Source organism: Pseudomonas sp. NPDC089534 (assembly GCF_044749305.1).
GTDB lineage: Bacteria > Pseudomonadota > Gammaproteobacteria > Pseudomonadales > Pseudomonadaceae > Aquipseudomonas > Aquipseudomonas ekonensis.
The window spans coordinates 1-18,641 of record NZ_JBIVHR010000106.1 but is presented as its reverse complement, the minus strand read 5'-3'; the positions used below and the strand labels follow the sequence as shown (position 1 = coordinate 18,641).

The 18,641-nt window shown below is 64.9% G+C and carries 16 protein-coding genes; 9 read left to right on the top strand and 7 right to left on the bottom strand.

Features of this window, described 5'->3' with window-relative positions; translation table 11 throughout:
- Nucleotides 1–72 precede the first annotated feature (72 nt).
- A complete protein-coding gene (gene ppk1, locus ACIP0B_RS24310; RefSeq protein ID WP_085581103.1) occupies nt 73–2,295 on the top strand; it encodes a polyphosphate kinase 1 in 2,223 nt (740 codons plus the stop codon).
- A 171-nt stretch (nt 2,296–2,466) separates the two neighbouring features.
- Here the strand turns inward: ppk1 and ppx are convergent, their stop codons facing one another.
- From ppx to ACIP0B_RS24285, 5 genes are all read right to left on the bottom strand, one after another.
- Nucleotides 2,467–3,969 (bottom strand): exopolyphosphatase, encoded by a 1,503-nt coding sequence (ppx, locus tag ACIP0B_RS24305; protein WP_400836712.1) that lies wholly within the window; start codon nt 3,967–3,969, stop codon nt 2,467–2,469.
- A 96-nt stretch (nt 3,970–4,065) separates the two neighbouring features.
- Nucleotides 4,066–4,803, bottom strand: coding sequence for an amino acid ABC transporter ATP-binding protein (locus ACIP0B_RS24300; protein ID WP_400836710.1), 738 nt, complete (start codon nt 4,801–4,803; stop codon nt 4,066–4,068).
- A complete protein-coding gene (locus tag ACIP0B_RS24295) occupies nt 4,790–5,440 on the bottom strand; it encodes an amino acid ABC transporter permease (protein WP_400836708.1) in 651 nt (216 codons plus the stop codon). The genes ACIP0B_RS24300 and ACIP0B_RS24295 overlap by 14 nt, the downstream gene beginning before the upstream one ends.
- A complete protein-coding gene (locus ACIP0B_RS24290) occupies nt 5,437–6,105 on the bottom strand; it encodes an amino acid ABC transporter permease (RefSeq protein WP_400836706.1) in 669 nt (222 codons plus the stop codon). Before ACIP0B_RS24290 ends, ACIP0B_RS24295 begins: the two co-directional genes overlap by 4 nt.
- A gap of 22 nt (nt 6,106–6,127) precedes the next feature.
- On the bottom strand, nt 6,128–6,913 hold the full coding sequence (locus ACIP0B_RS24285) for a transporter substrate-binding domain-containing protein (RefSeq protein ID WP_400836705.1): 786 nt from the start codon (nt 6,911–6,913) through the stop codon (nt 6,128–6,130).
- A 256-nt stretch (nt 6,914–7,169) separates the two neighbouring features.
- Here ACIP0B_RS24285 and ACIP0B_RS24280 point away from each other — a divergent pair, with 256 nt between their 5' ends.
- The 7 genes from ACIP0B_RS24280 (at nt 7,170) to ACIP0B_RS24250 (ending at nt 15,392) form a co-directional block, all read left to right on the top strand.
- On the top strand, nt 7,170–7,877 hold the full coding sequence (locus ACIP0B_RS24280) for a FadR/GntR family transcriptional regulator (RefSeq protein WP_400836704.1): 708 nt from the start codon (nt 7,170–7,172) through the stop codon (nt 7,875–7,877).
- Between the two features lie 120 nt (nt 7,878–7,997).
- A complete protein-coding gene (gene trxA, locus ACIP0B_RS24275; RefSeq protein WP_279809126.1) occupies nt 7,998–8,327 on the top strand; it encodes a thioredoxin TrxA in 330 nt (109 codons plus the stop codon).
- A 248-nt stretch (nt 8,328–8,575) separates the two neighbouring features.
- Entirely contained in the window at nt 8,576–9,835 is a 1,260-nt protein-coding gene (rho, locus tag ACIP0B_RS24270) for a transcription termination factor Rho (RefSeq protein WP_085581097.1), read from the top strand.
- A 193-nt stretch (nt 9,836–10,028) separates the two neighbouring features.
- Nucleotides 10,029–12,023, top strand: a complete 1,995-nt coding sequence (locus ACIP0B_RS24265; protein WP_400836703.1) for an acyltransferase family protein — start codon at nt 10,029–10,031, stop codon at nt 12,021–12,023.
- A gap of 69 nt (nt 12,024–12,092) precedes the next feature.
- On the top strand, nt 12,093–13,559 hold the full coding sequence (gene ubiD / locus ACIP0B_RS24260) for a 4-hydroxy-3-polyprenylbenzoate decarboxylase (RefSeq protein ID WP_400836702.1): 1,467 nt from the start codon (nt 12,093–12,095) through the stop codon (nt 13,557–13,559).
- Entirely contained in the window at nt 13,559–14,527 is a 969-nt protein-coding gene (locus ACIP0B_RS24255) for a CDP-6-deoxy-delta-3,4-glucoseen reductase (protein ID WP_085581090.1), read from the top strand. The genes ubiD and ACIP0B_RS24255 overlap by 1 nt, the downstream gene beginning before the upstream one ends.
- Before the next feature lie 196 nt (nt 14,528–14,723).
- The gene (locus ACIP0B_RS24250; protein ID WP_217894529.1) at nt 14,724–15,392 is read left to right on the top strand and encodes a gamma-glutamylcyclotransferase; all 669 of its coding nucleotides are present in this window, start codon (nt 14,724–14,726) and stop codon (nt 15,390–15,392) included.
- Here the strand turns inward: ACIP0B_RS24250 and glpT are convergent.
- Nucleotides 15,368–16,717 carry a glycerol-3-phosphate transporter gene (gene glpT / locus ACIP0B_RS24245; RefSeq protein ID WP_400836699.1) on the bottom strand — a complete coding sequence of 450 codons (1,350 nt, stop codon included), beginning with the start codon at nt 16,715–16,717 and terminating at the stop codon, nt 15,368–15,370. The two genes, ACIP0B_RS24250 and glpT, sit on opposite strands and share 25 nt — an antisense overlap.
- Before the next feature lie 217 nt (nt 16,718–16,934).
- Here glpT and ACIP0B_RS24240 point away from each other — a divergent pair, with 217 nt between their 5' ends.
- Complete coding sequence (locus ACIP0B_RS24240; RefSeq protein ID WP_400836698.1) at nt 16,935–17,564, top strand: flagellar basal body-associated protein FliL; 630 nt, start codon at nt 16,935–16,937, stop codon at nt 17,562–17,564.
- A 17-nt stretch (nt 17,565–17,581) separates the two neighbouring features.
- On the opposite strand, the gene ACIP0B_RS24235 is transcribed toward ACIP0B_RS24240, so the two are convergent.
- Complete coding sequence (locus tag ACIP0B_RS24235; RefSeq protein WP_400836696.1) at nt 17,582–18,559, bottom strand: NADPH:quinone oxidoreductase family protein; 978 nt, start codon at nt 18,557–18,559, stop codon at nt 17,582–17,584.
- Between the last annotated feature and the right edge of the window lie 82 nt (nt 18,560–18,641).

The following is an 18,641-nucleotide window of genomic DNA, read 5'->3' as shown; positions in this document are numbered from 1 at the left end:
ATCCTGACTTACTTTGCTGTCCGTGACGCCCAATTGTTACGAGAGCAGAAATAGCCCTCCCAGGAACATTCGATGAATACCGAAGGACTCACTGAAGTTGCCGTAAAAGACGCTCAACCCGTGGTCGAGCAGATCACCGAGACGCCACCGGAGCTCGAGCCCGCGCCACCCGCGCCGGCCGCCGAAGCCGCCGCGGCCCCGGTGATCGCGATTCCGGGCCTGGATGACAGCAGCCTGTACATCCACCGGGAATTGTCGCAACTGCAGTTCAACATCCGCGTGCTGGAACAGGCGCTGGACGAGTCCTATCCGTTGCTGGAGCGGCTGAAGTTCCTGCTGATCTTCTCCAGCAACCTCGACGAATTCTTCGAGATCCGCGTCGCCGGCCTCAAGAAGCAGATCACCTTCGCCCGTGAGCAGGCCGGCGCCGACGGCCTGCAGCCGCACCAGGCCCTGGCCCGGATCAGCGAGCTGGTGCACGGCCACGTGGACCGCCAGTACGCGATCCTCAACGACATCCTGCTGCCGGAACTGGAAAAGCATCAGATCCGCTTCATCCGCCGCCGCTACTGGACGACCAAGCTCAAGACCTGGGTGCGCCGCTATTTCCGCGACGAGATCGCGCCGATCATCACCCCGATCGGCCTCGACCCGACGCACCCGTTCCCGCTGCTGGTGAACAAGAGCCTGAACTTCATCGTCGAGCTCGAAGGCATCGACGCCTTCGGCCGCGACTCGGGTCTTGCGATCATCCCGGCGCCGCGCCTGCTGCCGCGGATCATCAAGGTGCCGGAAGAGGTCGGCGGCCCCGGCGCCAACTATGTGTTCCTGTCGTCGATGATCCACGCCCACGCCGATGACCTGTTCCAGGGCATGAAGGTCAAGGGCTGCTACCAGTTCCGCCTGACCCGCAACGCCGACCTGGCGCTCGACTCCGAAGACGTCGAAGACCTGGCCCGGGCCCTGCGCGGCGAGCTGTTCTCGCGCCGCTACGGCGACGCGGTGCGCCTGGAGGTCGCCGACACCTGCCCCAAACACCTGTCCGACTACCTGCTCAAGCAGTTCAACCTGAGCGAGACCGAGCTGTATCAGGTCAACGGCCCGGTCAACCTGACCCGCCTGTTCAGCATCACTGGCCTGGACAGCCATCCGGAGCTGCAGAACGCGCCGTTCACCCCGCAGATCCCGAAACTTCTGCAGAACAGCGAGAACATCTTCAGCGTGGTCAGCAAGCAGGACATCCTGCTGCTGCACCCGTTCGAGTCGTTCACGCCGGTGGTGGACCTGCTGCGCCAGGCGGCCAAGGATCCGCACGTCCTGGCGGTGCGCCAGACCCTGTACCGCTCCGGCGCCAACTCGGAAATCGTCGATGCGCTGGTGGACGCGGCGCGCAACGGCAAGGAAGTGACCGCGGTCATCGAGCTGCGCGCGCGGTTCGACGAAGAGTCCAACCTGCAGCTGGCCAGCCGTCTGCAGGCGGCCGGCGCGGTGGTGATCTACGGTGTGGTCGGTTTCAAGACCCACGCCAAGATGATGCTGATCCTGCGCCGCGAGCAGGGCGAGATCGTGCGCTACGCCCACCTCGGCACCGGCAACTACCACGCCGGCAACGCCCGCCTGTACACCGACTACAGCCTGCTGACCTCCGACGACGCCCTGTGCGAGGACGTCGGCAAGCTGTTCAGCCAGTTGATCGGGATGGGCAAGACGCTGCGCATGAAGAAGCTGCTGCATGCGCCGTTCACCCTGAAGAAGGGCATGCTCGACATGATCGCCCGCGAGACGCAGTTCGCCCTCGACGGCAAGCCGGCGCACATCATCGCCAAGTTCAACTCGCTGACCGATCCGAAGATCATCCGCGCGCTGTACAAGGCCAGCCAGTCCGGCGTGCGCATCGACCTGGTGGTGCGCGGCATGTGCTGCCTGCGTCCGGGCATCGCCGGGGTGTCGCACAACATCCACGTGCGTTCGATCATCGGCCGCTTCCTGGAGCACACGCGGGTGTTCTACTTCCTCAACGGCGGCGAGGAGCAGATGTTCCTCTCCAGCGCCGACTGGATGGAGCGCAACCTCGACAAGCGCGTCGAGACTTGCTTCCCGGTGGAAGGCAAGAAACTGCTGACCCGGGTCAAGAAGGAGCTGGAGCTGTACCTGACCGACAACACCCACAGCTGGAGCCTGCAGTCGGACGGCCGCTACATCCGCAACACGCCGACCGGCAACCAGAACCCGCGCAGCGCCCAGGCGACGCTGCTGGAGCGGCTGGGCAGCCCGATCCTGCCGGTCAGCAGCTGACCGCCGGTCAGGCACAAAAAAGGCGATCCCTCGGGATCGCCTTTTTCATATCTGTCACTCACCCACCTGTGGCGAGGGAGCTTGCTCCCGCTGGACTGCGCAGCAGGCCTGCGCTTTATGAACAAGGGACGGTGCGACGATTCGACAAGCGCCCTCGCCACATCTCCGTGATCAGTGGACGGTCAGCACGATCCCGACCCGGGTCAGCCACTCCGCCTCCAGGGCGAAGTCCGCCTGGGTCAGCTGGTTGTCGTCCAGCCAGTTTTCCGGGAACTCCACATCGAGGGTGTCGCCGTTGGCGTGCAGCGCCACTTGCGGCATCGCCTGGGTGCCGCGGATGTGGTGGAACAGGATGGCGAAGCGCAGCAGCACGCACAGGCGGATCAGCTTGATGCCGTCGTCGTCGAACTCGGCGAACTTGTCCTTGGGGATGTTGCGGCGGTGGCCGCGCACCAGCAGCGCCAGCATCTGCTGGTCCTCGCGGGAGAACCCGGCCAGGTCCGAGTGCTCGATCAGGTAGGCGCCGTGCTTGTGGTAGTGGTAGTGGGCGATGTCGAGGCCGACTTCGTGCACTTTCGCCGCCCAGCCCAGCAGTTCGCGCCAGATGCCGTCGTCCAGGTCCCAGTCTGCGGCGACCTGGTCGAAGGCGTGCAGGGCCTTGCGCTCGACCCGCACCGCCTGTTCCAGGTCGACGTGGTAGCGCTCCATCAGCGAGGTCAGGGTGCGTTCGCGCACGTCTTCGTGATGGTGGCGGCCCAGCAGGTCGTACAGCACGCCTTCGCGCAGCGCGCCTTCGCAGTGATCCATGCGCTTGAGCTCGAGGGCGTCGAAGATCGCCTCGAGAATCGCCAGGCCGGCGGGGAAGATCGCCCGGCGGTCAGGCTTGATGCCGTCGAAGTCGATCTTTTCCACGTCGCCGAGCTTGAACAGGCGGCGCTTGAGCCAGGCCAGGCCTTCGGCGTTGACTTCGCCCGAGCCGTGGCCGCCGGCCTTCAGCGCCAGGCCGATGGCGCGGATGGTGCCCGAGGAGCCGATGGCCTCGTCCCAGGTCAGGCGGTGCAGGGCGTGCTCGATGCTCATGATCTCCAGCCGCGCCGCCGTGTAGGCCTGGGCGTAGCGGGCCGGGGTGATCTTGCCGTCCTTGAAGTAGCGCTGGGTGAAGCTGACGCAGCCCATCTGCAGGCTTTCGCGCAGCAGCGGCTCGAAGCGCTGGCCGATGATGAATTCGGTGCTGCCGCCGCCGATGTCGGCCACCAGGCGCTTGCCCGGCGTGTCGGCGAGGGTGTGGGACACGCCCAGGTAGATCAGGCGCGCCTCTTCGCGGCCGGAGATGACTTCCACCGGATGGCCGAGGATCTCTTCGGCGCGGTGGATGAACTCGACGCGGTTGCGCGCCTCGCGCAGGGCGTTGGTGCCGACGATCCGCACGGCGCCCAGGGGCATGCCGTTGATCAGTTGGGCAAAGCGCTTGAGGCAATCGAGCCCGCGCTGCATGGATTCTTCGCTGAGGTGGCGCTCTTCGTCGATGCCGGCGGCGAGCTGAACCTTCTCCCCGAGCCGTTCGAGAATGCGGATCTCGCCGTTCTGGGCCTTGGCCACGACCATGTGGAAGCTGTTGGAGCCCAGGTCGATCGCGGCGATCAGGGACAGATTCTTGGCTTGGTTCTGGGGCATGGTCAGGGGGTCTCGGTCGATAACCCCGACATCGTGCCACGATCAAACGCCGCCGCCAACGCGCAGGGGCCAAAGCCTTGATCCTGCGCACGTCCTTCAGGCCGTCGCTTCGATGCCGCCGATGAAATTCGCCAGTTCCGCCGTCTTCGGCTCGGCGAACAGCACCTTCGGATCCCCCACCTCGTGCACCTTGCCCTGGTGCATGAACACCAGCTTGTCCCCGACTTCCCGGGCAAAGCGCATTTCGTGGGTCACCATGATCAGCGTCATGCCTTCCTTCGCCAATTGGCGCACCACGCCCAGCACTTCGTTGACCAGTTCCGGATCCAGCGCCGAGGTGATTTCGTCGCACAGCAGCACCTTGGGCGACATCGCCAGCGCCCGCGCAATGGCCACCCGCTGCTGCTGGCCGCCGGACAGACGATCCGGGAACGCGCCGAACTTGTCCCCGAGGCCGACGCGCTCCAGCATCCTGCGCGCCAATCCGGCCGCCTCGGCCTTCGGCACCTTCTGCACCACCTGCGGCGCGAGCATGATGTTCTCGCCCACGGTCAGGTGCGGGAACAGGTTGAACTGCTGGAACACCATCCCGACCTTCTGCCGCAGGCTGCGCAGGTCGGCGCGGGCGGCGTCGAGGTACTCGCCGTCGACTTCGATCACGCCGTCGTTGATCGACTCCAGACCGTTGAGGGTGCGCAGCAGGGTGGACTTGCCCGAGCCGCTGCGGCCGATGATCGCCACCACCTGGCCTTGCTCGACGCTCAGGTCGATGCCTTTGAGCACGTGGTGGTCGCCGTAGTATTTATGCAGGGCGGAAATTCTAAGCAGAGGCATGCAGTCTCCTTTCCAGGTAGCGCGCACTGAGGGACAAGGGGTAGCAGAGCAGGAAGTAGCCGAGGGCGACCAGGCCGTAGACCAGGAACGGTTCGAATGTGGCGTTGGCCAGCATGCCGCCGGTCTTGGTCAGTTCGGTGAAGCCGATGATCGAGGTCACGGCGGTGCCCTTGACCACCTGCACCGAGAAGCCCACGGTCGGCGCCACGGCGATGCGCAGGGCCTGCGGCAGGATCACATGGCGCAGCTGCTCCAGCGGCGTGAGCGCCAGGCTCGACGAGGCTTCCCACTGCCCGTTGGGAATCGCCTCGACGCAGCCGCGCCAGATCTCCGCCAGGTAGGCGCTGGTGAACAGGGTCAGGGCAATGGCCGCCGCCATCCACGGCGAAATCTCGATCCCGGCCAGGGCCACGCCGAAGAACACCAGAAACAGCTGCATCAGCAGCGGGGTGCCCTGGAACAGCTCGATCCAGGTACGGGCGATGGCACTGAACGCCGGGGTGCGCGAAATGCGCATGATCAGAATCAGCAAGCCTGCGAGCCCGCCGCCGATGAACGCCACCAGCGACAGCGCCAGCGTCCACTGCAGGCCGGTGAGCAGGTTGCGCAGGATGTCCCAGACCGTGAAATCGCTCATGGGCGGCTCCTTGCGATGAAGCGTCGGCCGAACCAGTTCAGCGCTTGGCGGATCAGCAGGGCCATGCACAGATAAAGGAGGGTGGTCAGCGCGTAGGTCTCGAAGGCGCGGAAGTTGCGCGACTGAATGAAGTTGGCGGCGAAGCTCAGCTCCTCGGTGGCGATCTGCGAACACACCGCCGAGCCGAGCATGACGATGATGATCTGGCTGCTCAGGGCCGGCCAGACCTTGCCCAGCGCCGGCAGCAGCACCACATGGCGGAAGGCTTCGAACCGGCTCATCGCCAGGGCGGCCGCCGCCTCCAGTTGCCCGCGCGGAACGGCCTGGATGCCGGCGCGGATGATTTCGGTCGAATACGCCCCCAGGTTGACCACCATCGCCAGCACGGCCGCCTGCCATTCGGAGATCTGCACGCCCAGGGACGGCAGGCCGAAGAAGATGAAGAACAGCTGCACCAGGAACGGCGTGTTGCGGATCAACTCGACATAGACACCGAACAGCGTCGAGAGCGGGCGGATGTCCCACGCCCGCACCAGCGCCCCGACGATGCCCACGCCGACGCCGAACACGGCGCCGATGGCCGTCAGCTCAAGGGTGAACAGCGCTCCGTGCAGCAGCAGGCCGGTGTTTTCCATCACCGGCAGGAAATCGAACTGATAGGCCATGAGGAATCTCCCGCGCCGCCGGTCAGAGGTCGGCCGGCAGCGGCTCTTTCAGCCAGGCCTGCGCGTTCCTTTCCAGCGCGCCGTCGGCCTTGGCGGCGGCCAGGATCTCGTTGACCTTGCCCAGCAATGCCGGCTCGTTCTTGTTCACCCCGACGTACACCGGCGAATCCTTGAGCTTCACCTTCAGCGCCGGCACGCGTTTGGGGTTCTTCTCGCTGATGGCGACCATCACCACGTTGCCGCTGGCGATCAGGTCCACCTGCCCGGCCAGGTAGGCGGCGATGGTCGAGTTGTTGTCCTCGAAGCGCTTGATGGTCACGCCTTCGGGGGCGACCTTGGTCAGCTCGATGTCTTCGATGGCGCCGCGGGTGACGCTGACGGTCTTGCCCTTGAGGTCGTCCAGCGTGCCGACCGCCGCGTCCGGCGGGCCGAACACGGCGAGGTAGAACGGTGCGTAGGCGCGGGAGAAGTCGATGACCTTCTCGCGCTCGGGGTTCTTGCCCAGGCTGGAAATCACCAGGTCGACCTTGCCGGTGGTCAGGAACGGGATGCGGTTGGTGCTGTTGACCGGGGTCAGTTCGAGCTTGACCTTGAGCTGCCCGGCCAGCAGTTTCGCCGTGTCGATGTCCAGGCCCCGGGGCTTCATGTCCGGGCCGACCGAGCCGAACGGCGGGAAGTCCTGGGGCACGGCGACTTTCAGGGTGCCGCGCTTGACCACATCGTCCAGGCCGTCGGCGTGGGCAGGGGCCTGGCTCAGCATCAGGCCGGCAAATAGGGCAGCGAGGAGGGCGCAGTAACGCTGGGTCATGGCAAATCTCCGGATCGGCGGGAAGTGATTTCTGCGACCGGACACAGCATGGGGCGTGCCAATGTGCGCTCCGCTGCCCCGCAGGCCACGGGTTTGCGGGGTTCGTTCGGTCTTACTGGTCTGAACAGTCAGGTTCTGTTTCGCACTCCGATGGCGCATGGCCGACTGTGTCCGAACCCCGCTGGGGCACGACTTGCCCGACGCGGCGAATAGCTTTACAACTAGCCGCACCTTGGCCCGATCCGTCTGGAAAACCATGAATTCGATCTCCCGCGCCGTACCTGAAGTGGCGCTGCAAGCGATCCGCAAGCTGATCTCCGAGCAGGGCTTCGGGCCCGGCGACGCGTTGCCGTCGCAGCGGGACCTGGCCGTGCGGCTGGGGGTCAGCCGGGCGTCGCTGCGCGAGGCGCTGTCGTCGCTGAGCGCACTGGGGCAGGTCAGCATCCAGCCGGGCAAAGGGGTGTTCGTGCAGTCGCCGCAGGAGCCGCCCCGCGGCGAGGGCGCTGCGGGCTGGCCGTTCGCGGCCCAGGCGTCGCCGCTGGAGATCTTTCAGCTGCGCTATGCGCTGGAGGGGTTCGCCGCCGGCCTGGCGGCGGTCACGCTGGGCACGTCCGACCTGGATACGCTGGAGGACAACGTCGCCGCGATGCGCGAGCAACTGCGCGCGGGCGACTTCGAGGCGGCCGCGAAGCTGGACTTCGACTTCCACCGGCGGATCCTCCAGGCCAGCGGCAACCAGGCGATGCTGAGCATCCTCACCGCCAGCGCCGACATCTTTCTGGAAAGCCAGAAACTGCCGTTCATCCGCGCCGAACGGGCCATGGAAACCTGGCAGGAGCACCGCAAGATCCTCCGCGCCCTGGCCCGCCGGGCCTCGGGGGCGGCGAAGAAGGCCATGCAGGAGCACGTGCGCAACGCCGCCCTGCGCACCGGAATCGCCTTCATCGCCCCCGCCGGCGCCTGACTTGAGCTATACCCGAACTCATGGGGCACCATAGCGAGACTCAATCATCTGCGGCTTCCTGAACAGGGGAAGGGCGGCTATGATGGGCCACGTTTTTTTGCTTACAACCTGGAGAATTCCATGAGCAGCGATCTGATCAAACACGTTAGCGACGCTAGCTTCGAAGCTGACGTACTCAAGGCCGAAGGCGCTGTCCTGGTCGACTACTGGGCTGAGTGGTGCGGCCCGTGCAAGATGATCGCTCCGGTTCTGGACGACATCGCCGCCGAGTACCAAGGCAAGGTGACCATCGCCAAGCTGAACATCGACGAGAACCAGGAAACCCCGGCCAAGCACGGCGTGCGCGGCATCCCGACCCTGATGCTGTTCAAGAACGGCAACGTCGAGGCGACCAAGGTCGGCGCGCTGTCGAAGTCCCAGCTCAAGGCTTTCCTCGACGCCAGCCTCTGAGCGCCGCTGTAAAGTCCGCTGAAAAAGGCCCCGCAAATCGCGGGGCTTTTTGCGTATTCAGGGCTAGACGCTCCGAAACTCAGGTGATACATTCGGCCCCGCACTGGTTTCTCCACTGCCCCCTGCTAGCCGTCGCCGACGCACTCCTTTTCGAACAAGTACGCGATCCTGTCGCCTTCTCCGCGGCGCGGCCTCATTAAGCCAAAAGCTTAATTTCCCCCCTCTATAAATGATTACGTCATTCCTATATGAATCTGACTGAACTCAAGCAAAAGCCGATTACCGACCTGCTCCAGCTGGCCGAAGACATGGGCATAGAAAATATGGCACGTTCGCGAAAGCAGGACGTGATTTTCTCACTGCTGAAGAAGCACGCGAAAAGCGGTGAGGAAATCTCCGGTGATGGCGTGCTGGAGATTCTCCAGGACGGCTTCGGCTTCCTGCGCTCCGCTGACGCTTCCTACCTCGCAGGTCCCGACGACATCTACGTCTCGCCGAGCCAGATCCGCCGTTTCAACCTGCGCACCGGCGACACCATCGTCGGCAAGATCCGCCCGCCGAAGGAAGGTGAGCGGTATTTCGCCCTGCTCAAGGTCGACACGATCAACTTCGACCGTCCTGAGAACGCGAAGAACAAGATTCTGTTCGAGAACCTGACCCCGCTGTTCCCGAACGTGCGCATGAAGATGGAAGCCGGCAACGGTTCCACCGAAGACCTGACCGGTCGTGTGATCGATCTGTGCGCGCCGATCGGCAAAGGCCAGCGTGGTCTGATCGTGGCGCCGCCGAAGGCCGGTAAAACGATCATGCTGCAGAACATCGCAGCGAACATCGCCCGTAACAACCCAGAAGTTCACCTGATCGTGCTGTTGATCGACGAACGTCCGGAAGAAGTGACCGAAATGCAGCGCACCGTGCGCGGCGAAGTGGTTGCCTCGACCTTCGACGAGCCGCCGACCCGTCACGTGCAAGTGGCCGAAATGGTGATCGAGAAGGCCAAGCGCCTGGTCGAGCACAAGAAGGACGTGGTGATCCTGCTGGACTCCATCACCCGTCTGGCCCGCGCCTACAACACCGTGATCCCGAGCTCCGGCAAGGTACTGACCGGTGGTGTCGATGCCCACGCCCTGGAGAAGCCGAAGCGTTTCTTCGGCGCGGCGCGCAACATCGAGGAAGGCGGCTCGCTGACCATCATCGCCACCGCGCTGGTCGAGACCGGCTCGAAGATGGACGAAGTGATCTACGAAGAGTTCAAGGGCACCGGCAACATGGAGCTGCCGCTGGATCGCCGCATCGCCGAGAAGCGTGTGTTCCCGGCCATCAACATCAACAAGTCCGGCACCCGCCGCGAAGAGTTGCTGACCGCCGACGACGAACTGCAGCGCATGTGGATCCTGCGCAAGCTGCTGCACCCGATGGACGAAGTCGCGGCCATCGAGTTCCTGGTCGACAAGCTGAAGACGACCAAGACCAACGACGAATTCTTCCTGTCGATGAAGCGCAAGTAACCTCGACGGTCGGTTCAGAAAATGGCGTCCCTTTGGGACGCCATTTTTTTTGCCTGTTTTTCACTCAAACAATGGGAGCTTTTGACTCGGCTAAGGTCATTGGGTTGGCACAACAAGAATCTGTGTCCGCGAAACGCTTGGAAAAGTAGCGGACTGTACAAAAAAACGACCAAATAATCGGCGTGGAAAACAAATGAGCACACTCGCTTACCGAAGGGATATCGACGGCTTGCGCGCAGTCGCGGTGATCGCCGTTGTGCTGTTCCATTTCGGGGTTCCGGGCTTTACCGGCGGCTTCGTCGGCGTGGACGTGTTCTTCGTGATTTCCGGCTACCTGATCACCTCCATCATCTGGAACCAGCGCCAGGCCGGGCGCTTCAGCTTCGTCGACTTCTGGGCCCGGCGCGCCCGGCGGATCCTGCCGGCGCTGTTCGCGATGATCCTCGCCGTGCTGGCGGTGGGCTGGTTCCTGCTGGCGCCCAAGGACTACGAAGAGCTGGGGCGCTCGGTGCGCTACCAGGTGATGTTCGTCTCAAACCTGCTGTTCATGCGCCAGGACGGCTACTTCGATGTCGCCTCCGACCTCAAGCCGCTGCTGCACACCTGGTCGCTGGCGGTCGAGGAGCAGTTCTACATTCTCTTCCCGTTGCTGCTGACCTTGCTGTCCGGGCGCCTGAAGCACTGGCGGCTGGCGCTGTTCGGCGTGTTGCTGGTGTCGTTCGGCCTGAGTGTCTGGGCCGTCAGCCAGCATCCGGAAAAAGCGTTCTTCCTGCTGCCCATGCGCGCCTGGGAACTGTTGGCCGGGGCGATGCTGGCGGTGGCGCCGAAAAGCGCCTGGCGCCTCAAGCCGATGGCCGCGCAGGGCCTGAGCCTGCTCGGCTTGGCGCTGATCCTGCTGGCGGTGTTCGCTTACGACAAGGCCACGCCGTTCCCCGGCGTGGCCGCCTTGCTGCCGGTGCTGGGCGTGGTGGCGCTGATCCTGGCCAACGGGCACCGGCAGACTTGGGTCGGTGAGCTCTTGAGCAGCCGGGTGATGGTCGGTCTCGGCCTGGTGTCGTACTCCTGGTACTTGTGGCACTGGCCGGTGTTCGTGTTCTCCCGCTACGCCAGCGTCGATGAGCCGGGCGTCTTCGACACCCTGGGCCTGATTCTGCTGACGCTGGTGTTGGGTTACCTGTCCTGGAAGTTCGTCGAGACGCCGTTCCGCGAGCGCCGCGTCCTCGCCGGGCGCCGGCAGATCCTGCTGGCCGGTGCCTGCGGGGTGCTGGTGATCGGCCTGGCCGGACAGAGCCTGCGCTGGACCGACGGCTTGCCGTGGCGCCTGTCCGAGCAGGCCCTGCAGTACGCCAAGGGGCGCGAGTGGCGGCCGGAACTGATGGCGTGCCTGGCCGACGACAAGACGCCGGACGACAAGCTGTTCTGCCATTACGGCGAAGCGGGCAATCCTGTCCGCACGCTGGTCTGGGGCGACAGCCACGCCACCGCGCTGATTCCGGTGTTCGACGGCGGCGCCAAGGCCCACGGCGTGGGCGTGATGCTGGCCAGTTCCCCCGGTTGCGTGCCGGTGCAGGGCATCGAGCATGACGCCCGCTGCGCGCGCTTCAACCAGCGGGTCGAGCGAGCCCTGACGCCGCCGGTGAGCGACGTGGTGCTGGTGGCGCGCTGGAGCCTTTATCTCTACGGCGACGCCAAGGGCGATCTGGCCCACGCCCTCAAGGCCGCCGACGGACACTACGACCGCGCCGTCGCCGAGCAGCGCCTGGCCGACGGCCTGCGGGCGCGGGTGGCGCAGTTGCGGGCCGGCGGGCATCGGGTCTGGCTGGTGAAGGAGGTGCCGCTGCAGGCTTTCAGCCCGCCGTACCGGCTCACCCGCCTGGCGATGCTCAACCGTCCGGTGGACGATGTCGGCCTGGCGGTCGGCGAGCACCTCAAGCGCCAGGCCTTCATCAGCCGGTTGTTCGCCCAACTGGCGCAGGACCCGGCGGTGCGGGTGGTGGATCCGGCGCCGCCGCTGTGCGGTGCCGACGGTTTCTGCCGCGCCGAACTCGACGGCCGTTCCCTGTACACCGACGACAATCACCTCTCGGAGGTCGGTGCGCGGTTCGTGGCGCCGGTCCTCGAACCGCTGTTCGTCGGCCTGCAGGCCGGGACGAACCTTCGCAAAGGGCAGGCGAATGCAGCCAAGTGAGCCTTGACGGGCTGCCAGCGGACGGCATAGCAGGTAGGATGTACGCCTATTTTGAGGGTGCCATCGTCAATGAAATTCAAGGATCTTCGGGATTTCGTGCAGCAGCTTGAGCAGCGCGGAGAGTTGAAACGCATCCAGGTGCCCGTCTCGCCGGTGCTGGAGATGACCGAGGTGTGCGACCGCACCCTGCGGGCCAAGGGCCCTGCGCTGCTGTTCGAGAAGCCGACCGGCTTCGACATCCCGGTGCTCGGCAACCTGTTCGGCACCCCGCAGCGGGTGGCCATGGGCATGGGCGCCGAGTCGACCGACGAACTGCGCGAGATCGGCAAGCTGCTGGCGTTCCTCAAGGAGCCCGAGCCGCCGAAGGGCCTGAAGGACGCCTGGTCGAAGCTGCCGATCTTCCGCAAGATCATCGCGATGGCGCCGAAGGTCGTGAAGGACGCGCCGTGCCAGGAAGTGGTCATCGAGGGCGACGACGTCGACCTGGCCACGCTGCCGATCCAGCACTGCTGGCCCGGCGACGTCGCGCCGCTGATCACCTGGGGCCTGACCGTCACCAAAGGCCCGAACAAGGACCGCCAGAACCTGGGCATCTACCGTCAGCAGGTGATCGGCCGCAACAAGGTCATCATGCGCTGGCTCAGCCACCGGGGCGGTGCGCTGGACTACCGCGAATGGTGCGAGAAGCATCCGGGCCAGCCGTTCCCGGTTTCCGTGGCCCTCGGCGCGGATCCGGCGACCATCCTCGGCGCGGTCACCCCGGTGCCGGACAGCCTCTCCGAATACGCCTTCGCCGGCCTGCTGCGCGACAGCCGCACGGAGCTGGTGAAGTGCCGCGGCAACGACCTGCAGGTGCCGGCCACCGCCGAAATCATCCTTGAAGGCGTGATCCATCCGGGCGAAATGGCCGACGAAGGCCCCTACGGCGACCACACCGGTTACTACAACGAGGTGGACAGCTTCCCGGTGTTCACCGTCGAACGCATCACCCACCGCATCAAGCCGATCTACCACAGCACCTACACCGGCCGTCCGCCGGATGAGCCGGCGATCCTCGGCGTGGCGCTGAACGAAGTGTTCGTGCCGATCCTGCAGAAGCAGTTCCCGGAGATCACCGACTTCTACCTGCCGCCCGAAGGCTGCTCGTACCGCATGGCCGTGGTGACGATGAAGAAGTCGTATCCGGGGCACGCCAAGCGCGTGATGCTGGGTGTCTGGTCGTTTTTGCGACAGTTCATGTACACCAAGTTCGTTATCGTCACCGACGACGACATCAACGCCCGGGACTGGAACGACGTGATCTGGGCCATCACCACGCGCATGGACCCCAAGCGCGACACGGTGATGATCGACAACACGCCCATCGACTACCTCGACTTCGCCTCGCCGGTGTCGGGGCTGGGGTCGAAGATGGGACTGGACGCCACCCACAAGTGGCCGGGCGAGACCTCTCGCGAATGGGGCCGCGTCATCGTCAAGGACGACGCCGTCACCCAACGGATCGATGCCATCTGGAATCAGTTAGGAATAGATTGATGCGTGTAACCCTTCAGCCCTCCGGAGCGGTGCTAGAGATACGGCCCGGCGAGCGGATTCTCGATGGTGCGCGGCGCCTGGGCTACGAATGCCCGCAGAGCTGCCGCAACGGCAATTGCCATGTGTGCGCGGCGCTGCTGGTGGAAGGCCGGGTCGAACAGGCCGGCAAGGTGCATGACCACGGCGAGTTCTACACTTGCATAGCGGAGCCGCTGGAAGACTGCATCGTGCTGTGGGATGGCGTGCTCGCGCTGGGAGAGTTGCCGGTGCGCAGCCTGTCGTGTCAGGTCGTCGAATGCCGGGACGTCGGCGGCGATACCTGGCGGGTGCGCCTGCGGGCGCCGGCCGGCAAGCCGCCGCGCTACCACGCCGGGCAGTACCTGATGATCGAGCGCGAGAACGGCGAGAAATCGGCGTTCTCCATGGCCTCGGCGCCCCATGCCGGCCGCGACCTGGAAATCCACGTGCTGGCGCGGGAGAACAGTGCGCTGAGCCTGATCGACCAGCTCCAGCGCAACCCGCTGGTGCGCGTCGAGCTGCCGTTCGGCGACACCCACCTGGCCGAGCTGCCCGAGGGGCCGTTGGTGCTGATCGCCGCCGGCACCGGCATGGGCCAGATCCACAGCCTGATCGAACATTGCCGCGCCAATGGCTTCAAGCACCCGGTGCACCTGTATTGGGGCGTGCGCCGGCCTGAAGACTTCTACCGGATCGAGCATTGGGACGAATGGCTGAAGTTGCCCAACCTGTTCCTGCACAAGGTCGTCAGCGATCAATGCGGCTGGGAAGGGCGCTGCGGGATGCTGCACGAAGCGGTGTGCGAGGATTTCCCTGACCTGAAGGCCCTGCACGTCTATGCCAGCGGCTCGCCGGCCATGGTCTACGGCACGCTCGATGCGCTGGTCGAGGCCGGCATGGACGCCCATCAGATGCGCGCCGACGTGTTCGCCTACGCCCCCCGCGGGTAAGTTCGATATACCTCCATATATAGCCGATCGGTATTTATGCAATTGCATGAATACCGGTAGGTTATATATCAATCCGGCAATGGATGAATGAAAGCGCCGGGCACTTCAATTGCCTTAAAACATATGTGCCTTATTGTTACAGCGGTGCGTTCTATTTAGTAATTCTTCACCCGCGGGGAGCTGAACGCTATTCGCCATGAGCGCCATCGAAAACGGTTTTTCGCATCCGGCTTACCCTCCACGGCTCGACCTCGGGCCGCAGCTGACCCACGAACAGCTTCTCGTCTCCATGCAATCGACCATGGCGCGCCACAAGGGCGGGCCGGTGTGGCTGTTCGCGTACGGCTCGCTGATCTGGCGGCCGGAATGCACGGCGGTGGAGCGGGTTCGGGGTCGGGTGCACGGCTATCACCGCGGCCTGTACCTGTGGTCCCACGAGCACCGCGGCACGCCGGAGATGCCGGGGCTGGTGTTCGGTTTGGACCGCGGCGGCTCGTGCAGCGGGTTCGCCTATCGGTTGCCGGAAGACAATCTCGACAGCGCGCTGTATGCCCTGTGGAAACGCGAGATGCCGTTCCCGTCCTATCGCCCGCACTGGCTCAATTGCCGTCTGGAGGATGGCAATCAGGTTCAGGCGTTGGGGTTCGTGTTGGAGCGGCACCTGCCCAGCTATGCCGGCAATCTGCCGGACCATGTGCTGAGCCAGGTGTTCGAAAGCGCCTGCGGGCGTTACGGCACGACGCGCGACTATGTCGAGCAGACGGCCCACGCCCTGCGCAGCCACGCCATGCCAGACCGTAATCTGGAGGCGCGGCTCAGGCGCTGCCGGTCAAAGGCCGATCAGGCGAGCGCTTCGCGGCTCTGACTGGCGGCTTGCTTGTGCAGCAGGGTCGGGGCCAGGAAGGCCATCGACAGCAGGCAGGCGCCCACCAGCAGCACGAAACCGCCGTCCCAGCCGAAGTGGTCGACGGTGTAGCCCATCGCGGCGCTGGCCGCGACCGAACCGCCCAGGTAGCCGAACAGGCCGGTGAAGCCCGCTGCGGTGCCGGCGGCTTTCTTCGGCGCCAGCTCCAGCGCCTGCAGGCCGATCAGCATGACCGGGCCGTAGATCAGGAAGCCGATGGAGAACAGGGCGATCATGTCGACGGTCGGGTTGCCGGCCGGGTTCAGCCAGTACACCAGGGTCGCCACGGTCACCAGGGCCATGAACACCATGCCGGTCAGGCCGCGGTTGCCGCGGAAGATCTTGTCCGACATCCAGCCGCACAGCAGCGTGCCCGGAATCCCCGCCCATTCGTAGAAGAAGTACGCCCACGAGGTCTTGTCGACGTCGAAGTGCTTGGCTTCCTTGAGGTAGGTCGGCGCCCAGTCCAGCACGCCGTAGCGCAGCAGGTAGACGAACACGTTGGCCATGGCGATGTACCAGAGCATTTTGTTGCGCAGCACGTATTTGACGAAGATTTCCTTGGCGCTGAATTCGTCTTCGTGGCTGTCGTCGTAACCTTCCGGGTAATCGTTCTTGTACTTCTCGATCGGCGGCAGGCCGACCGACTGCGGGGTGTCGCGCATGGTGATGAAGGCGAACGCCGCCACCGCCAGGGCCACCGCCGCCGGTACGTAGAACGCGGCGTGCCAGTCGTTGAACAGGCCCATGCCGACCAGGAACAGCGGGCCGATCAGGCCGCCGCCGACGTTGTGCGCCACGTTCCACACCGACACCACGCCGCCGCGCTCCTTCTGCGACCACCAGTGCACCATGGTGCGTCCGCTCGGCGGCCAGCCCATGCCCTGGGCCCAGCCGTTGATGAAGAGCAGGATGAACATCATGGTCACGCTGGAGGTCGCCCACGGCGCGAAACCGAAAATGAACATCACCCCGGCCGACACCAGCAGGCCGAACGGCAGGAAGTAGCGCGGGTTGGAGCGGTCGGACACCAGGCCCATGAGGAACTTGGACAGGCCGTAGGCGATGGCGATGGCCGACATCGCCAGACCCAGGTCGCCGCGGCTGTAGCCTTGGTCGATCAGGTACGGCATGGCCAGGGAGAAGTTCTTGCGCAGCAGGTAGTAACCCGCATAGCCGAAGAAGATGCCGGCGAAGATCTGCCAGCGCAGGCGTCGGTAGGTACTGTCGATTTTTTCTTCAGGCAGGGGAGCCTGATGTGCGGCAGGTCGAAAGAAAGCAAACATTCAAGAGCTCCAGAATTCTTGTTTTGACTGCGGATGCGAATGTTACAGTTTCGTTACCGAAAATAGCACCGCCTGCCATCAGCAAAACAGTGGAAATGTTGGAAATCGCACGTTCCTTTACGAACCTGTCGCGCAGCTGTAAGAAGAGGGCGTTTTTGCGCCGGCGGATCGCGGTTGCCCTAGACTCGGCAAACCGATTGATCCGCAGGGACGAAAGATGGCTTTGAAGGTGCGCATGCTCATGGTCCGCCTGCTGGTGGCGGCCGTTCTCACCGCCGGCTTGCTGGCGCTGATCTTCACTGACCATCCCGGGCATTCCGGCTTGCGCAATGCCACGGTGCTGATCGTCCGGCATGCGGAGAAACCCGATGCCGGGGTGCAGCTCAGTGCCAGGGGCGAGCAGCGCGCCGCCGCCTACGCCGACTATTTCAACCCGCTGGAGCTGGATGGCCAGGCATTGACGCCCCAGCGCCTGATGGCCGCCGGCGACAGCCCCGAAAGCGTCCGCTCGCGCCTGACCCTGGCCCCGCTGGCCCAGCGCCTGCACCTGACGGTCGAGCAGCCCTACATCAACGGCGATGTCCATGACCTGGTGAAACTGCTGCGCAAGGGCAACAAGGCGCCTACGGTCCTGATCGCCTGGCACCACGGGCACATCGACAAGCTGATCAAGGCGTTCGGAGGGAATGCGACGGCGCTGATGGGCCAGAGGAAGTGGCCGGACGGGGTCTACGACTGGGTGATCGTCCTGCGTTTCGACGACAAGGGGCGGCTGATCCCGTCACGCAGCGAAAAGATCCAGGAGCACCTGTTGCCGGGCGACGGAGCGGGATCGCCCGGCATTTGACGGCAGCGTCGCCCGTCTCAGCGCACCTGCACCACCACCTTGCCGACCGCCTTGCGCTGCCCCAGGTCATTGATGGCCTGCGCCGCTTCGCTCAGCGGATACACCTGCGACACCAGCGGCTTCAGCTTGCCTTCGGCAAACCAGCCGAACAGTTGCCGGAAGTTCGCCGCGTTGTCCTCGGGCTGGCGCTGGGCGAAGGAGCCCCAGAACACGCCGAGCACCGCCGCGCCCTTGAGCAGCGCGAGGTTGACCGGCAGTTCGGGGATGCGTCCGCTGGCGAAGCCGACCACCAGCAGCCGGCCGTTCCAGGCGATGGCGCGGATGGCCTGGTCGAACAGGTCGCCGCCGACCGGGTCGTAGATCACGTCGGCGCCCTGGCCGTCGGTGAGGCGCTTGATTTCGTCCTTGAGGCTGGTCTCGCTGTAGTTGATCAGTTCGTCGGCGCCGGCGGCCTTGGCCACCGCGAGCTTTTCCGCGCTGCTGGCGGCGGCGATCACCCGGGCGCCCATGGCCTTGCCGATCTCCACGGCGGCCAGGCCGACCCCGCCGGACGCGCCGAGCACCAGCAGGGTTTCGCCCGGCTGCAGGTTGGCGCGTTGCTTGAGGGCGTGCATCGAGGTGCCGTAGGTCATGCTGAAGGCGGCGGCGGTGTTGAAGTCCATCGAGGGCGGGATGGGCAGCGCGTTGTAGCCCGGCACCGCGACCTGCTCGGCGAAGCTGCCCCAGCCGGTCAGGGCCATGACCCGGTCGCCGGCCTTGAGGTGGCCGACCTTCTCCCCGACCTCACGCACCACGCCGGCCGCCTCGCCGCCCGGCGAAAACGGGAAGGGCGGCTTGAACTGGTACTTGCCCTCGATGATCAGCGTGTCCGGGAAATTGACCCCGGCGGCGTGCACCTCCAGCAGGATCTCGTTCTTCTTCGGGGCAGGGCTGGCGACCTCTTCCAGCACCAGCGATTCGGCAGGGCCGAAGGCTTTGCACAGCACGGCTTTCATCAGGGCTATTCCTTTGGGAGTGATGGCCGATAAGTGTAGGTGTGGCAGTCATCGGGTCTACGAGCCTGCCCGGCCCTGATAG

Coding starts and splice junctions, on each gene's coding strand:
- ppk1 (WP_085581103.1), top strand. CDS start 73: ATGAATACCGAAGGACTCACTGAAGTTGCCGTAAAAGACGCTCAACCC.
- ppx (WP_400836712.1), bottom strand. CDS start 3,969: ATGCCCCAGAACCAAGCCAAGAATCTGTCCCTGATCGCCGCGATCGAC.
- ACIP0B_RS24300 (WP_400836710.1), bottom strand. CDS start 4,803: ATGCCTCTGCTTAGAATTTCCGCCCTGCATAAATACTACGGCGACCAC.
- ACIP0B_RS24295 (WP_400836708.1), bottom strand. CDS start 5,440: ATGAGCGATTTCACGGTCTGGGACATCCTGCGCAACCTGCTCACCGGC.
- ACIP0B_RS24290 (WP_400836706.1), bottom strand. CDS start 6,105: ATGGCCTATCAGTTCGATTTCCTGCCGGTGATGGAAAACACCGGCCTG.
- ACIP0B_RS24285 (WP_400836705.1), bottom strand. CDS start 6,913: ATGACCCAGCGTTACTGCGCCCTCCTCGCTGCCCTATTTGCCGGCCTG.
- ACIP0B_RS24280 (WP_400836704.1), top strand. CDS start 7,170: ATGAATTCGATCTCCCGCGCCGTACCTGAAGTGGCGCTGCAAGCGATC.
- trxA (WP_279809126.1), top strand. CDS start 7,998: ATGAGCAGCGATCTGATCAAACACGTTAGCGACGCTAGCTTCGAAGCT.
- rho (WP_085581097.1), top strand. CDS start 8,576: ATGAATCTGACTGAACTCAAGCAAAAGCCGATTACCGACCTGCTCCAG.
- ACIP0B_RS24265 (WP_400836703.1), top strand. CDS start 10,029: ATGAGCACACTCGCTTACCGAAGGGATATCGACGGCTTGCGCGCAGTC.
- ubiD (WP_400836702.1), top strand. CDS start 12,093: ATGAAATTCAAGGATCTTCGGGATTTCGTGCAGCAGCTTGAGCAGCGC.
- ACIP0B_RS24255 (WP_085581090.1), top strand. CDS start 13,559: ATGCGTGTAACCCTTCAGCCCTCCGGAGCGGTGCTAGAGATACGGCCC.
- ACIP0B_RS24250 (WP_217894529.1), top strand. CDS start 14,724: ATGAGCGCCATCGAAAACGGTTTTTCGCATCCGGCTTACCCTCCACGG.
- glpT (WP_400836699.1), bottom strand. CDS start 16,717: ATGTTTGCTTTCTTTCGACCTGCCGCACATCAGGCTCCCCTGCCTGAA.
- ACIP0B_RS24240 (WP_400836698.1), top strand. CDS start 16,935: ATGGCTTTGAAGGTGCGCATGCTCATGGTCCGCCTGCTGGTGGCGGCC.
- ACIP0B_RS24235 (WP_400836696.1), bottom strand. CDS start 18,559: ATGAAAGCCGTGCTGTGCAAAGCCTTCGGCCCTGCCGAATCGCTGGTG.